Annotated in this window: 12 protein-coding genes and 1 pseudogene; 3 read left to right on the top strand and 10 right to left on the bottom strand. The window is 45.9% G+C overall.

What is annotated here, in order from left to right; all coding sequences use genetic code 11:
- Positions 1-99, top strand: a pseudogene (locus HF322_RS09455) (IS5/IS1182 family transposase); the annotation flags it as partial.
- 214 nt (positions 100-313) lie between these two features.
- On the top strand, positions 314-1,315 hold the full coding sequence (locus HF322_RS09450) for an ATP-binding protein (protein ID WP_169393199.1): 1,002 nt from the start codon (positions 314-316) through the stop codon (positions 1,313-1,315).
- Here the strand turns inward: HF322_RS09450 and HF322_RS09445 are convergent.
- The 7 genes from HF322_RS09445 to HF322_RS09415 all read right to left on the bottom strand — a co-directional run bounded on the left by HF322_RS09445 (position 1,312) and on the right by HF322_RS09415 (position 10,041).
- Positions 1,312-2,367 carry a ribonuclease Z gene (locus HF322_RS09445; RefSeq protein WP_169393198.1) on the bottom strand — a complete coding sequence of 352 codons (1,056 nt, stop codon included), beginning with the start codon at positions 2,365-2,367 and terminating at the stop codon, positions 1,312-1,314. The genes HF322_RS09450 and HF322_RS09445 overlap by 4 nt on opposite strands.
- A 33-nt stretch (positions 2,368-2,400) precedes the next feature.
- Entirely contained in the window at positions 2,401-2,643 is a 243-nt protein-coding gene (locus tag HF322_RS09440; protein WP_169393197.1) for a hypothetical protein, read from the bottom strand.
- A 59-nt stretch (positions 2,644-2,702) separates the two neighbouring features.
- Positions 2,703-3,374, bottom strand: a complete 672-nt coding sequence (locus HF322_RS09435) for a glutathione S-transferase (RefSeq protein WP_169393196.1) — start codon at positions 3,372-3,374, stop codon at positions 2,703-2,705.
- A 123-nt stretch (positions 3,375-3,497) separates the two neighbouring features.
- The gene (rarD, locus tag HF322_RS09430; protein ID WP_169393195.1) at positions 3,498-4,529 is read right to left on the bottom strand and encodes an EamA family transporter RarD; all 1,032 of its coding nucleotides are present in this window, start codon (positions 4,527-4,529) and stop codon (positions 3,498-3,500) included.
- 112 nt (positions 4,530-4,641) lie between these two features.
- Positions 4,642-7,434: a DNA gyrase subunit A gene (gene gyrA / locus HF322_RS09425; RefSeq protein ID WP_169393194.1), complete on the bottom strand. Its 2,793-nt coding sequence runs from the start codon at positions 7,432-7,434 to the stop codon at positions 4,642-4,644.
- A 369-nt stretch (positions 7,435-7,803) separates the two neighbouring features.
- The gene (locus HF322_RS09420) at positions 7,804-8,175 is read right to left on the bottom strand and encodes a hypothetical protein (protein ID WP_169393193.1); all 372 of its coding nucleotides are present in this window, start codon (positions 8,173-8,175) and stop codon (positions 7,804-7,806) included.
- 213 nt (positions 8,176-8,388) lie between these two features.
- Complete coding sequence (locus HF322_RS09415) at positions 8,389-10,041, bottom strand: S9 family peptidase (protein ID WP_169393192.1); 1,653 nt, start codon at positions 10,039-10,041, stop codon at positions 8,389-8,391.
- Positions 10,042-10,154: 113 nt separating this feature from the next.
- On the opposite strand from HF322_RS09415, the gene HF322_RS09410 reads away from it, so the two are divergent.
- On the top strand, positions 10,155-10,994 hold the full coding sequence (locus HF322_RS09410; protein ID WP_169393191.1) for a methyltransferase domain-containing protein: 840 nt from the start codon (positions 10,155-10,157) through the stop codon (positions 10,992-10,994).
- A gap of 24 nt (positions 10,995-11,018) precedes the next feature.
- Here the strand turns inward: HF322_RS09410 and HF322_RS09405 are convergent, their stop codons facing one another.
- The 3 genes from HF322_RS09405 to HF322_RS09395 form a co-directional block, all read right to left on the bottom strand.
- Positions 11,019-12,182: an ABC transporter ATP-binding protein gene (locus HF322_RS09405; RefSeq protein WP_169393190.1), complete on the bottom strand. Its 1,164-nt coding sequence runs from the start codon at positions 12,180-12,182 to the stop codon at positions 11,019-11,021.
- Positions 12,183-12,244: 62 nt separating this feature from the next.
- The gene (locus HF322_RS09400; RefSeq protein ID WP_223193254.1) at positions 12,245-13,864 is read right to left on the bottom strand and encodes an iron ABC transporter permease; all 1,620 of its coding nucleotides are present in this window, start codon (positions 13,862-13,864) and stop codon (positions 12,245-12,247) included.
- Between the two features lie 98 nt (positions 13,865-13,962).
- Positions 13,963-15,087 (bottom strand): Fe(3+) ABC transporter substrate-binding protein, encoded by a 1,125-nt coding sequence (locus HF322_RS09395; protein WP_223193253.1) that lies wholly within the window; start codon positions 15,085-15,087, stop codon positions 13,963-13,965.
- Positions 15,088-15,221: the final 134 nt, after the last annotated feature.

The following is a 15,221-nucleotide window of genomic DNA, read 5'->3' as shown; positions in this document are numbered from 1 at the left end:
AATATGTTTGCAAGGCTCAAACATTTTCGTAGTATCGCTACTCGTTATGAGAAGTTAGCTCGTAATTTTAAGTCAATGCTTTATCTGGCGTGTACTATCGTTCATTGTAAGATGAATTGTAAACACGCCCTAGTAATAGCAAAAAAGTACTTTGCCAAAGCCTGTGACAATGGATATCAACTAGGCTGTAACAACTTAGGCATATTGATAGAAAAAGATTAAAAAATAGCTAACAAACAATATCAGGATTAGAAAATCACTCCGATTTAAAAACAAGGTATACTATAAGCCAATTTTAAGTCAGTGAGGGATTATGAGCTTCAATCCAGTATTAGAAGGCAGCGACAGCATTGATTTTAACGCGAGCCATTACGCCCTTCCCGCGCCCATTTTAGCGCTGCTTGAAAACTATTTAGCGCAGCACGTGACCCCAAAAATCAGCATTGACCCCGAGCAGTTAGCCTATCGCTGGGTTGGCGGTCAAACCGGACATTTAGAGCCGCTCACGGTCAACTTATTTGTCAGCCTTGATGATTTGCAAGGCATCGACAAGCAAAAAGCCAAGCTTGAGCAAAACACGCGCCAGTTTTTAAAAGGTTATCCGGCGAACCACGTGCTGATGACCGGAACGCGCGGCGCAGGAAAATCCTCCCTCATTCGGGCGCTACTTCATGCCTATCACAAAGACGGCTTGCGCGTGATTGAGGTCGCCCGCGATGACCTGCTCGTGCTAGATAAAATCCGCGCCGCCATTCACAAGTTGCCTAAAGACTGCCCTTGCCGCTATATCGTTTATTGCGATGATTTGGCATTTAACGGTCAAGATGAAAGCTATCGAACGCTCAAAAGCGTCCTTGATGGTGCGCTTGATTCTGAGCAAGATAAACTTTTGGTGTATGCGACCAGTAACCGCCGTCATTTGTTGCCGCAGTTGATGAAAGACAACCTTAACATTTATAACGGTCAAACCGATGAGGTCAACCCTTACGAGACCATTGATGAGACCGTGTCATTGTCCGACCGCTTTGGCGTTTGGCTGTCTTTTTATCCGATGAATCAAGACACCTATTTGCAAATCGTGGCGCATTATTTAAACCAGCAAATTATCAAGGATACGGCGGATAAAAAAATTGCGCTTGGTGAGGTGATTGCAAGCGCTAACGATGGTCAATTTACCTTGACCGAGGCGCTAAAATCGCAAGCCTTGCGCTGGGCATCGGAGCGCGGCGGTCGCTCAGGTCGCGTGGCGTATCAGTTTAGCCGCTTTTGGATTGGTCAAGCTAAATTGGCGCTTGATGATGAAAGCTCTTGCTAAACTTGACCTAAATATTCTACGGTATCAACAGCTTTTGACCCATCAACCAAATACTGGGTAAAGTCTTTTGCTAGCCAAAGGTTGCCCTGATAAGCTTGCCTTGCATCCATGCGAATGGTTGCCATATTTGGCGTCGTGCTTGCTTCATCATCAAAGCCTTGATAGCGCGCGCTAAAATGGGTCAAAATTAAGTTTTTCACCCCAAAATTTTCAGCCGCGCGACCAACCTCAAGCGCGCTGCTATGCATCGGGTCAAAGTCCAAATTTTTAGCTTTTATTTTTGCTAAAATATCGCTTGAATATGTCGCTTCGTGGATTAACAAATCGCTATCAGCAAGCGTTTTTGCAAGTAAGCTTGGCGTGTCATTGTCGCCTGCTACAACGATTTTAGTTTTGATTTTTTCAGTAATTAAATAATCTTTTGCCTTTAAAATTTGCTTATTTTCAAGCGTCACATCACAACCTTGTTGAAGCTTTCCCCAAATTTTGCTCGGCTTAATGCCATTATTAAGCAGTTTTTCTTTATCTAGTGTGTTTTTAATCAACGATTGCGAAATACCAAAGCCAAATGAGGCAACGCGGTGCGAGAGCGCATTAATATCAATAGTTACTTGATGATAAGGGCTAAAAGTCAAATCGGCGGTTTTGTCCTGAGCAAGCAAATCTTCAATCGCCAAAAATTCAATGGCAAACGGAAAATAAAGCTCGGTGGTTAACGTGATGGCGTCCAAAAACTTAGCAATGGCTTTTGGCGCAATCAAGGTTAACGGCGCAGTTCGACCGGACATTGCCGCACTTGCCAGCAGCCCCGGTAAGCCGTAACAGTGGTCGCCATGAACGTGGGTAATGCAAATGGCGGCAAGCTGATGGACGGACAGATTAGTGTTAAGCAATTGATGCTGAGTGCCCTCGCCGCAGTCAATGAGCAGCCACGGTCGCTTTTTTTTGACAATGTTATCAAAAGGATTCAGGCATTCAACCGCAAGCGCGGTGACGTTTCGCGATTTGGTAGGAACGCCTGCTGACGTTCCTAGAAAAGTTAATTTCAGCATGGCTTTACCTTGGATTAGGTCGAGAGTTTACGGCTAGGGCGATTTGCAAAGTAGCACTTGACCTGAATTGTCCAACTGACCCCCATGTGCTAGGCACTGCTTAACGACGTTTGACTCATGCGCCTTCCAGCCGCCGTAAAAGCTGACGGCGCAAAGCAATGCTACAAGTAACTTTTGCAGCCAAGACTTAACATCAATCGGCGTTGGCTCGGGTAGATCGACGTCATTTCTGTAATCGATTAAAGGCTCTTTTGGCGGCTTTGGCGAAACAGGCACTGGTATAGCGCTCCTTTTAAAACCATTTTTTTAAAAACGTTTTTTGACTTGCAATTGAGTTAACGAAACGTCAGTTTGCCGCCTTTTTCTTCAGCGCGCTGAAACGCCGCGCGGGCTTGGCAACGCTTCATCCAATTTAAAATATTGGCAAATTGAGCCTGATCAAGACTTGGTCGCGCGTTGGCGGCGGCGGCTGCAAAATACATCTGAATGTCCGCCGCGCTAAAACTTGCTCCGGCAAACCAATGATTGTCGCTTAAATGCTGCTCCATCATATTGAGCATGACGTTCAAATTGCCTGCAATCATACTGTGTTCAACCTGCTTTTGGATACCTTTACTGACAGGTTTTATAAGCAGTGGCGATTTATCAACGACTTTGGTAAAAACCAAGCGCATCACCAAGGTCGGCATGATTGCTCCTTCGGCAAAATGCAGCCAAAAGGTGTAATTTTCCCAAGCCGTCTCATCGCTGTCTTCAGGCTTAAACTGATGATCTTTATCAAAATGTTTGAGCAAATATTCAATGATAAATCCTGACTCAATGAGCGGTTTGCCATCGACTTCCAAAATTGGCGCGTGACCTAGCGGCTGGATTTTTTTGAGGCTATCAGGGGCAAGATATGCCCGATTGCGCTCGTAACACGTAAGTTTGTAGTCAAGTTGCAATTCCTCAAGCAACCACAAAATACGATGCGATCGTGACTGACTTAAATGATGAAGATGCAGCATAGCGTAACCTTTTGATCCAAAATGAATAAAAAATTGATGCTAAGGATGATAGCGTAATCACCTCATTTTGACAGCCAAGGGTAAAGATTCGGTTACGAAAAATAATATCTGACAAGTCAAAGATTATTGTTTGCTTATTGCTTTTTTTGCGCGTTTTCTAAAACGCCGAACTAGAAGCAAACTTTTGACGCGGTACTTTTTTATCCGCCTACGCGTTGGAAACGTTGCCACTTGCAGCTCGCCATAACCTTGCAAGCGATCCGTCTGTTTTCGTGACCAATAACCAAGCGCACTATCGATTGCCATGATCATAAGCGCAGTAAAAATCAGCCCATACATGATGACCGAACCGCCCTCGCTGGCGCTTTGGTGCAAAATGGTCAAAGAAAAAATAAATAAGAAAATCGGCTCTAAATAGCAAAGCGTCCCAAATAGCGACACGGGCAACTTATTACTGGCAACCATGGTTAAAGACATCGCCGCGGTGCTCAAAATGCCGAGCAGCGGCAATAAATACCAAAGTTTTGGCGTCGTCTTAAATAAAACTAAGCCGCCCGATTGCCCTAAAATAAAAATAACTGCGGGTAATAACAAGGTTAAATCAGCAAGCAGTCCAGTGATTGGCGGAACAGCAAGCTTTCGGCGCATCAAATAATACGGCGGATAGCCCAAGCAAACAAATAGCGTTGCCCAAGAAATATGCCCAAACAGCCAAATATCATAACCAATGCCAATTGCCGCGCAACTGGTCGCAAGACATTGCAATCGGCTCATGGCTTCATGGTAAAAAACGCGACCAATCACGATCATCACCAGTGGATATAAAAAATAGCCCAAGGTCACATCAAGCCCTAAGCCATTAACCGGTCCCCACATAAATAGCCAAAGTTGCGCCCCCAAAATCGGCGTTGGCAGCACAAATAACAGCCAATCTTGGACGGACTTGAGCGTTTTTAAATAGTTCTTAACTGCTGACCACTGCTTTAATAAGGTGATCAGTGCCACTAAACTTATCAGCATCATAATAACGCGCCAAGCCGCAACTTGCGTTCCGGTCAAGGGCTGCAAAATCAAGCCAAATAAAAACAATACCGAAAATAAAAAATTTGCCAATACCGCTGCAATCGTTCCTTGAGCGGTCGGGTTGTTAATCATAACACCAGCCTTGATTTAAACCTTTTTTTAAATAAAAAAGCCTCAGACGCGCCCCGTCTAAGGCTTTTAAAAGCTCATTAATTTATTTTTTTAACTCAATTTGATAACTGACTTATTCGCGCTCGCCTTCTTGAGCTTGCGAGATACTGGCAATATCATCAAAGCGCTCGTCCATTTCATCATCAAGATCAGGATCGCCTAAATCGGTATCATCAATGTCAGTGCTGACCTCAGTTTGCGCCTCAGCATTAAAAACGCCGTCATCAATTAAAGCGTCAACCAGCGCATCATCGCTATCATCACCTTCGACACTGGCAATGGACACCAGCTTTTCATCACTATCATCACCTTCGACACTGGCAATGGACACCAGCTTTTCATCACTGGCAAGCTTAATTAAGGTGACGCCCTGCGCATTGCGACCGGTGCTCGCGATATACTCAACGGGCGTTCTAACCAGCGTGCCTTTATTAGAAATCAAAATCACGTCATCGGTTGGCTCAACTTTCACCGCTCGCACCAACTCGCCATTACGCTCACTGGTTTTAATGGCGATCACACCGCCGCCACCGCGATTTTGCGTGTTAAATTCCTCAATAAAGGTGCGTTTGCCAAAGCCGTTTTCACAAGCAATCAAGATTTCTTTGACATTGTTATCAATGACAACCAAAGATTTAATTTGCTCCTCATCATCGATACGCATTCCGCGAACGCCGCGAGCGGTTCGACCTAACGCCCGAGCATCATTTTCATTAAAGCGGATGGCTTTACCGCTTGAGGAAAACAGCATGACTTCTTGGCTGCCATTGGTCAGTTGAGCATTAACCAGTTTGTCGCCATCATCAAGACTCAGCGCAATCAAGCCATTGGAGCGGATATTGGCAAATTGCTCAAGATCAACGCGCTTGACCGTACCGTTTGCCGTGGCAAAAAATACAAAATGATGATCGCTGTCATCACGCTTTCGCGGAATTGGTAAAATGGTGGTCACGGTTTCATCAGGATCAAGGTTGATGAGGTTGACCAGCGGTCGACCGCGAGCGCCGCGACTAGCAATCGGCACTTCAAAACCGCGAAGGCTAAACACGCGACCGTTATCAGTAAAGCAAAGCACCGTATCATGGGTTGAGGTAACGACCAAATGGTCAATCACATCGTCCTCTTTCATCGCAGTGGCGGATTTGCCTTTACCGCCACGTTTTTGCGCGACATAGTCGTCAATGGGCTGCGTTTTGGCGTAACCGGTTCGCGATACCGTCATCACGACCGTTTGCTCAGGGATTAAATCCTCACGGCTAAAATCGGCGCGTGAATCCACAATATCAGTTCGACGCTCATCGCCAAACTCATCACGAATTTCGATCATCTCATTAATAATGACCGCCATTAACTTTTCAAAATCACCCAAAATGGACTCTAAGCGGTTGATTTCAAGCAGCAAGCTTTTGTATTCATCGCTAAGTTTGTCTTGTTCAAGACCCGTTAAACGGTGAAGCTGCATTTCTAAAATGGCGTTCACTTGGTCAAGCGATAAGCGGTAGCGCGATTGGTTTTCAATCAATCCAAACGGCGCTTTGAGGTCTTCGCCTTCGATAAAATCAGGGCGAACCGCTTGGCTTCCTGCTGCCTCAAGCATCGCAACGACGCTTCCGGACTGCCACGTGTTACCTAGCAAATTTTCACGAGCTTCACCGCGGTTTGCTGACTCTTTAATGGCAACAATAATGTCATCAATATTGGCAAGGGCAACGGTTAACCCTTCAAGCAAGTGACCACGAACCCGAGCTTTATTTAATTCAAAAATGGTTCGGCGAGTGACGACTTCTTGGCGATGGCGAACAAACGCAGCGATCAATTGGCGCAGCGTTAACAATTTTGGCTGACCATTATCAAGCGCCACCATATTAATACTAAAGCTGGATTCAAGCGGCGTTTGCAAAAATAAATTGTTCACCACCACTTCCGCGTTCTCGCCGCGGCGCAAATCAATGGCAATTCGCATGCCGTCTTTGTCCGACTCATCGCGGATTTCGCTGATACCTTCAAGCTTTTTATCGCGAACCAGCTCAGCAATGCGCTCAATCAATTTGGCTTTGTTAGCTTGATAGGGCACTTCGGTGAATACGATACGCTCGCGGTCACGGTTAACGCCACTGTCGCTCATTGGCTCGATATGGTAGCGACCGCGAATGTGCAGCCGACCTTTGCCAGTACGATAAGCATCGACAATTCCTGATTTGCCGTAAATGATGCCGCCGGTTGGAAAGTCGGGTCCTGAAATGTGTGTCATTAGCTCCTCACCCGTGATTTGCGGGTTTTTAGCGTAAGCTAAGCAGGCATTAATGACTTCGGTTAAGTTGTGCGGCGCCATGTTGGTTGCCATTCCAACCGCAATTCCGGTGGCACCATTCACCAAAAGGTTTGGCACTCGCGCCGGTAGAACGCTAGGCAGTCGCTCTGAACCATCATAGTTGTCTTCCCAATCGACCGTATCTTTGTCCAAATCGGCAAGCATTTGATGGGTCAACTTGGTCATGCGGACTTCGGTATAGCGCATCGCCGCTGGTGGATCGTCATCAATTGAACCAAAGTTACCTTGACCGTCCACCATCGGATAGCGCAAACTAAAATCTTGCGCCATCCGAACAATCGCATCATAAACCGCGATGTCGCCATGCGGGTGGTATTTACCGATGACATCTCCCACCACACGCGCCGATTTTTTATAAGCTTTGTTGTAGTCGTTTGATAACACGTGCATGGCGTACATCACGCGGCGGTGTACCGGCTTGAATCCATCTCGCACATCAGGAAGCGCGCGCGAGACAATCACGCTCATCGCATAATCCAAATAGGACTGCTTTAGCTCATCCACAATGGCAATCGGACTGACCGAGTCACTCATAAACACTCCTTTCCTCATAGAAACTAGCCATATTAAAACTGGCAATTTGGCGCTTTTTTGATTGCTGATTTTGCTGAATCAAGATCAAATCGTGACAACCCTGACTCTCAAAAAAGCGCTAACTAACGGCGCTATTTCCTATGATTTTCAAGCTGATTAAAAGCGTTTATTTTAGCACAAATTTGCCCAATTAGGGGGATTCGCGCGGTAATTGCCCCGCTTATTGCAGTAAATTTTTTGGGATAAGTTAGGATCAAATTTAGCCATTTTTTTAGCTTAAAAACAAAAAAGCTTGTCAAATCGCGACAAGCTTTTTTATGATCATTATTATTAAAATGTTGACAGTCACGGCGATATTTTAATTGCTATTTAAACCAGTCCAGCCGCCAGCTGAAGCATCGGGTTAGGCTCAACAAAGCTTTCTGTCGGTGCTTCTAACGAGCACTCAACCGGTGTTAGCGGCTTTGGATAAGTAGGTAGCGGCTGAGGTTTTGTTCCTTGCTGAAGTTTATTGTCCTCGCCAGCATTATTGTTGATGACAACCAATCCAAGTTGCGTCAATTCTTTTACATTGACTTTGTGAAGCATCGCCGCACAAACCTGTTGGCTGACGCTGTCATCTCGATCAAGCAATAATAAAAACTGACGCTCGCGACCTTTAATTTGGCTGCTGCTATCGAGGAGCTGCTCTCTACCAAGCGCCGTTAACGTTACATCTTTAAATAACGGTGATCGGGGCATAAACCTCTCCTCTTTTAATTAACCTTCATTTATAAATTTATTTTACAAGTAGCATTGTACAATAAATTACAATAATTACAGAAAAAATCATAAAATTTTATGATTAAAAAATAGCTTATGAAGGATGACTTAAAGAAGATTGCAAATATAAGTTTGACTCACAAAAAAAACGGCATCTATTGATACCGTTTTTATTTTTTCTAATTTTACATTTTATGATGCTTTGACCTTTACAAAGTTTTGATCAAAAAACTCGCGGGTTGCTTCAGTACAAGCCGTACTGGCAAGCGTGCCGTGATAGCTGCTTAATACTGCGGCTTGAGCGGCTTTTTGAGCGTTTTCTACCGTTGCACCACTATCAAGCGCTTGCTGATAAGCCGCTGAGCTTGTCGCATCAACCGTTTTAGCAAACTGCGATTGAACGCGAGTCGCAACATCATTAAGTTGCCAAGGATTTGCTGACGCGGTGCCAATTAACGTTAGCAAGTTATTGCTGGGTCGCTGAGCTTTGTTCGTTGCATCCACATCAAATACAGTCACGTTAAGATTTTTATGAGAAGTTTGCGCCAATTTCTGTAAAATTGCGCTCATTGATCCCGTATTTAGGTCATAAAAAACGGTTGGGTCTTGGTTACCACCACAAATAAAAGTCGGCATGGCAGGCGCATAACCACGTAAATCGTTTGCTTTTAATGCCTCTCGTAGCGGCTGCTGCGGATTATTGGCAGGAAGTAAATTCCCGCCTTGTACCAATAAGCCATCAGGATTGGCTTGAGCATCCGCTAAATACTGAGCGCGGTAGTCCGTTCTAATCAAGTAGTTTTTATCTGCAAACCCAAACTTATCCGGTGGTGAGATTGGGTCAAGCGATGGAATTCCGGTCGGTGCGGCTTGAAATAGCGCGGTTTGTGGTAATTTGCCATTTTTAATTAAGTCATTAAAGCTGCCTTGGGTTGGCAGTAAGGTTTCATCGTAAGGCTTGTTAAAAATATCGGATAACTTGGTATAAATCTTGGGATTTGCAGGCTGCAGGCTTCGGGCGATGAGTGGCGCAAACGCCGTCGCGCCAACGTTGACATTGCCTCCAAATATCGCATCCCCAAACGCTGCTAAGGCATAAGGTCCTGACGATGGCGCAAGAGCAGTCACCGGACGATTTTGCGACTCAAGCAATTTTGCCGTCGCCATTGCCACATGACCGCCTTGCGAATAGCCTGTTAAAAATAGTTTTCCTGAATCTTTTACCTTTTGATAATTGGGATTGTTCACGCTTTGCTGCTCAGCGATAACGCGGCGCGCCGTATCAAGGGCGGTGACCATCTCTTGAGATTGCTGCTTGGCATTCAAGTAAGGGTGATAATTTAAATCAGACTTATCGTAGCCGGCATAATTGGGAACCAAAACGATATAACCTTGAGCGGCAAAGTTGGCTGCCATTAAGGTTGCTCGAAATCCAGCTTGGTTTTGACCGTTGCCAACTTGAGTAAAATCGTACGATTTTTCAGTAGCCGTGCCATGAGCGTGGAGCAGTAGCGGTCGCTCGCCTTGGCAGTCTGCGCTCGTGCCACTTGGCAGCATCAAAGCGGCGGTTGCTGTCGCAGCCTCGCCCGCCGAACCTTGAGTTTGATAGCTGAATTTTTCGACGACCACGCCGCATTTGGCGTCAGGAGTGATTGCTTTGCCAATCGGCGAGATTTGCGCAAGCGCAGTATCTAACTTATCGGCAGTGAAGCTTTTGATCGTTTCAGGAGTGTTTTGAAAATAAACGGTTTCGTTGTCATCGTTACAACCGACCAGCAATAAACTGCTGACCACGGCAAGCGATAAGGCTTTGAGATGAAATTTTGGCAAAAAAGATGGCGTCATGATGGCTGTCCTTAGCTCGTGATGATGAATCAGTGTTTTGTTGCGCTTACCTTACTTTTTATACGCGAATTGTTAGAGAAAAGCTACTGCCAATTGTGATATGACATGTTACTATGACGCCGATTTTACCACCAAAATATAAAATTATGACTCAAGCTAAAACGCCTAGAGCTGACCGCAGCTTTGATGCCATCGCCGATCATTTTGAAAAAAAAGTCTATGGCAATTTAAAAGGCGATATCCGTCTTGCCGTGCTACGTCGGGATATTTTTTCGGTGATTGATGCCAAAAGCGCCAAGCTGGGGCGACCGCTAAAAGTCCTTGATGTGGGCGCAGGATTGGGTCAACTGGCGCTTGAAATAGCTGTGATGGGACATGAGGTGACGATCAATGATATCTCCCCCAATATGATTGCTAAAGCTCAAGAAAAAGCGGCGCTGATTGAACCAAAGCCTAATATCAATTGGCATGTTTGCCCTTATCAAGACCTTGAAAGTACGCTTTTGGATGAAAAGTTTGATGTGATTTTATGCCATGCGCTGCTTGAATGGCTGGCGAAACCTTGGGAGGTGATGGAATTTTTTGACAATAGGCTGTTAAAGGGCGGCTTGCTGTCACTGTGCTTTTATAATCCGGCAAGCTTTAATTATCGCAATTTAATCATGGGCAATTTTAATTTGCTCGACAAGCAAAACTACCAAGCGGACAATAAAAAAAGCTTAACGCCCAACCATCCGGTAGCCATTAATGAGGTCAAATCTTGGCTTGCAGCGCACGATTATCAGATCGATACGATCAGCGGTTTGCGCGTCTTTCATGATTATGCGCCATTAAAACGCGGCGGTCATAACAATCCGGATGCTGTGATTGCAATGGAGCTGCGATATTCCAATCAAGAGCCGTTTAAATGGCTTGGGCGTTATTTGCATATTTTGGCAACGCGTCAGGGATAATCGCGCGGATTTAATTGGCGACGTTTAAGCCATTTTATCCGCTTCTGACCATACCGAGGCGCTCAAATGATCATCTGCAAACACCACGACATGATCAAGCATCGGTATAATACCAATATCCGCACCGATCGGGTGATTATGATGGCTTGGCACCAGCGCCAAAACAATTTGACCATCAGCAAGCTTGAGGCGATATAAAAAATTTGCCCCGCGAAATACGCGCCCCACAACTTTGGCAGTCTGAGGGCTGGCATCATCATGAATGATATCATCAGGGCGAATCAAAACTTTAATCGATGTGCCATTGGGATAATCATAATGGCAATATTGCGGCTGACCGTTTTGGTCTGGCACTTCTAAGCGCCGATAAATATCGCCAAGGGCAGTGGCAACATAGCCATCATGAATCACGCCATCAATCATTGCACCTTCACCAACAAATTCTGCCACAAATGGGCTTTCTGGCTCATGATAAAGCTCGCTTGGCGTTGCCCATTGAATCAGCTTGCCGTCATTCATCACGCCAACTTTATCAGCGATGGCAAAGGCTTCATTTTGATCATGGGTGACTAAAATCGCGGTGGTTTGCGTTTGCTTTAAAATATCGCGAACGCTCATGGCAAGCGACTCGCGTAAGATGACATCAAGGTTGGAAAATGGCTCATCAAGCAGCAGCAATTTGGGTTTTGGCGCAAGGGCGCGCGCCAATGCCACCCGCTGCTGCTGACCGCCTGAAAGCTGAGTTGGGCGTTTGTCCGCATGATCGGATAATCCGACAAGCTCTAGCATTTCCGTCACGCGATCTTGTTTGGCTTTTGCTGACCATTTATTTAAGCCAAAAGCAATATTTTTGGCAACACTTAAATGACTAAACAGCGCATAATCTTGAAATACCATTCCCATATCGCGTTTGGCAGGGGCAATAGCAATACGAGTGCCACCACCTTGATGGGTCAAACAGCGACCATTTAATTCAATATTGCCAAAAATGGTCGGCTCAAGCCCAGCAATCGCTCGCAGCGCCGTCGTTTTGCCACAGCCGCTATAGCCCAAAAAGCAGCCAATTTCCCCTTGCTGCAAGCTTAATGATAAGCCATCAACCACCGTCATCCCATCATAACCCACTTTCAGATCTTGAACGGTAAAATAAGGCTCAGCGTGATTTTTCATCCGCATTTCTGTCGTCATAAATTATCCTGTTAGCGATGCGATTTGTTGTCTTGAGCGATTTATGTTAAGGCGTTATGACCTTATTTATCGCTTTGCCGAAGCAAAATCCAAACCGGAATCAGTCCCACCAGCACGATCAATAAGCTTGGCAGCGCTGCCCGCCCCCACATGCCTTCGCTGGTCATCTCAAACACCCGAACTGCAAGCGTATCCCAGCCTTGCCTTCGCGTCATTAAAGTAATGGGCATCTCTTTCATCACCTCAACAAACCCCATCAACAGCGCCGTTAGCACCCCTGGGCTTAAAATCGGCAGCACCACTTGCCGCCAGCGCTGCCAAGCATTGTCACTTAATAACTTTGCCGCTGCTTCTTGATTGACCGTCAGTCGTGACAGCTGGCGGTCAATCGGCTGAAATCCCACCGTCATAAAGCGCGCGGACAATGCCAGCAGCATCACCACCACGCTTCCTGAGAGCACAGGCAGTTTGGTGATGCCATGATCAATCAGCAAATTATCCACCCAAGCAATCGGAATAAACACCCCAACTGCCAGCACCGTCCCTGGAACCACATATCCCAAATTGGCAAACGTGGCAAGAATTTTGGTCAATTTATCTGGAAATTGGCGCTTAATCCAAGCAATCACAATAGCAATAATTGCAATAAATAGCGTGGTCAAACTGGCAATCACAAGGCTGTTGGTCACAAAGCCAATATAACGCTCATCAAAATCTTGCTGAAAATTTACTACTGTCCAATAAATAAGCTGCAAAAATGGAATTAAAAATGCCAATAAAAAAATCAACGTGCAGCTGCCGCTGAGCAGCCATTTTTTAATAACACTGACCTCAAAACGGCGATGATTGCCTTGAGTGATGACCGCGCCGCGTTTGCTTTGCCAATATTGCTCCATCAAAACGACCACAAACACCACCGCAATGAGTAATGCTGCAAGCTGAGCGGCGGTGGTTAAGCTAAAAAAGCCAAACCAAGCTTTGTAAATGGCGGTAGTAAAGGTATCAACATTAAAAACAGACACCGCGCCAAAATCTGCCAGCGTCTCCATCAATGCCAGTATTAATCCGCCGATGATCCAAGGTAATGCTTGCGGCAAAGCCAGACGAAACAACACTTGAGCGCGACTTAATCCCAGCATTTGCCCGGCTTCAATCGCCGTTCGACCTTGCGATAAAAACGCTTGGCGCGCCAGCAAATAAACATACGGATAAAATGCAAAAGATAAAATCACCCCCGCGCCCCAAACGTTTCGAATGGAAGGGATCGCAGCCGTCATTCCCAAATCGCGAAGCCCTGATTGCAAAGGACCGCTAAAGTCAATAACCCCTAACGTCACAAACGCCAGCACGTAAGCGGGAATCGCAAGCGGCAACATAAGCGCCCACGAAAAAAAGCGCTGACCAGGAAAGCGATACATGCTCGTCACCCAAGCCAGCCCCGTCCCCAAAGTACCTGAGATTGTACCCACCAAGATCACCAAAATGGCCGTATTTTTTAGCACCTCAGGGAGCACAAACTCGCGCATGTGACCCCAAACCTCAGCTACCGGCTGCGTCCAAGAAAACAATACCACCAAAATGGGGATGAGCATAAACAACGAAATCAGTCCTAAGACTGATTTTGATAGCATTCTTGACTGAGACTGCGTGATGGGGCTTGACGCATGATTTAACTGGATCATGCGCCGAGGCACTTTGAGGGGTTTTGGTAGGGTCATCATGACAAGGTTACCATTTTAACGGCTTAAAAACTGACAACGCTTTAAAGAGGCAAACTGGTTTATTTATAACCGGCTTTATCCATCATTTGGATCGCTTGGGTTTGCAGCGCGCCAAATTTTTGCACGTTAATGTCATCTTGTTTAAACTCGCCCCAAGATTTTAACAGCGCCGATTTATCGATGCCTTCTTTAACCGGAAACTCTTTATCCGCGCTGGCATATAAGCCTTGAGCTTGATCAGAGGACAGCCATTCCATAAGCTTGATGGCGCCTTCTGGATTTTTAGCGCCAAGGGTGACGCCTGCTCCTGAAATATTGACGTGAGTTCCCGTTGTACCTTGGTTTGCCCAAAATATTTTTACAGGGAAATCAGGCTTTTCATCGACAATTCGACCATAGTAATAGCTATTAGCAATCCCAACTTCACATTGCCCCGCCGCAATGGCTTCAAGCAAATTGGTATCGTCACTAAACACATCCGTTGCCAAGTTAGCAACCCAGCCGCGAACGATTTGCTCGGTTTTATCGCGACCCAAATGCTCAATCATGCTGGCAACAAGGGATTGGTTATATACTTTTTTGGAAGTTCGCAAGCACAGCTTACCTTTCCATTTGGGATCGGCAAGATCAGCGTAGGTCGACAGCTGCTCAGGCTTGACTTTGCTTGGGTCATAAAAAATGGTGCGAGCGCGAAGGGATAGCCCCGTCCAAAGCCCGTCCGGATCGCGGTATTTTGCCGGAACGTTGCTGTCAAGAACGGTTGAATGCACCGGCTGCAATAACCCATCTTGCGCGGCTTGCCAAAGATTGCCCGCATCAACGGTTAACAGCATATCGGCGGGCGTATTTTTGCCTTCAGCTTTTAGCCTTGCAATCAAGGGTCCTGAGCTGTCGGTGACCAAATCAACGTTGATTCCCGTTTGCTTGGTGAACTCATCTAAAAGCGGCTTGATCAGCTGCTCATTTCGTGAGGAATAAATGGTCACGGTTTGACCGGTATCAGCCGCCGCGCTTTCGCTTTTGGTTGGTGCCTCAGCATTGTCAGCTGATGACTGCTCAGCGGGTTTATTACAGCCCGTTAAAGCCAGCATGGCACTGAGCGCCAGCGCCGCTGAGCTCGTTTTAAGTGTTAAAAATAAAGGGGTGGTCATCGGTGCAGCAGACATCATCGCGCGACTTGGCATCACGGTCTCCAAAATAGCATTAGACAAAAAATCAAGCAGCTAAAAGCTAACGCCATACTAATTGAATTGATAAAGGTTATCAATAACTTTATTACTATGAATTGCTTAATTTAACCGCCTAAAAATGGGACAAG

The sequence above is a fragment of the Psychrobacter sp. MF31 genome (assembly GCF_012847335.1).
Taxonomy (GTDB): Bacteria; Pseudomonadota; Gammaproteobacteria; order Pseudomonadales; family Moraxellaceae; genus Psychrobacter.
The sequence above is the reverse complement of the archived record's forward strand: the minus strand, read 5'-3'. Positions and strand labels throughout refer to the sequence as shown.

Coding starts and splice junctions, on each gene's coding strand:
- rarD (WP_169393195.1), bottom strand. CDS start 4,529: ATGATTAACAACCCGACCGCTCAAGGAACGATTGCAGCGGTATTGGCA.
- HF322_RS09395 (WP_223193253.1), bottom strand. CDS start 15,087: ATGCCAAGTCGCGCGATGATGTCTGCTGCACCGATGACCACCCCTTTA.
- HF322_RS09445 (WP_169393198.1), bottom strand. CDS start 2,367: ATGCTGAAATTAACTTTTCTAGGAACGTCAGCAGGCGTTCCTACCAAA.
- gyrA (WP_169393194.1), bottom strand. CDS start 7,434: ATGAGTGACTCGGTCAGTCCGATTGCCATTGTGGATGAGCTAAAGCAG.
- HF322_RS09435 (WP_169393196.1), bottom strand. CDS start 3,374: ATGCTGCATCTTCATCATTTAAGTCAGTCACGATCGCATCGTATTTTG.
- HF322_RS09450 (WP_169393199.1), top strand. CDS start 314: ATGAGCTTCAATCCAGTATTAGAAGGCAGCGACAGCATTGATTTTAAC.
- HF322_RS09410 (WP_169393191.1), top strand. CDS start 10,155: ATGACGCCGATTTTACCACCAAAATATAAAATTATGACTCAAGCTAAA.
- HF322_RS09405 (WP_169393190.1), bottom strand. CDS start 12,182: ATGACGACAGAAATGCGGATGAAAAATCACGCTGAGCCTTATTTTACC.
- HF322_RS09420 (WP_169393193.1), bottom strand. CDS start 8,175: ATGCCCCGATCACCGTTATTTAAAGATGTAACGTTAACGGCGCTTGGT.
- HF322_RS09415 (WP_169393192.1), bottom strand. CDS start 10,041: ATGACGCCATCTTTTTTGCCAAAATTTCATCTCAAAGCCTTATCGCTT.
- HF322_RS09400 (WP_223193254.1), bottom strand. CDS start 13,864: ATGATCCAGTTAAATCATGCGTCAAGCCCCATCACGCAGTCTCAGTCA.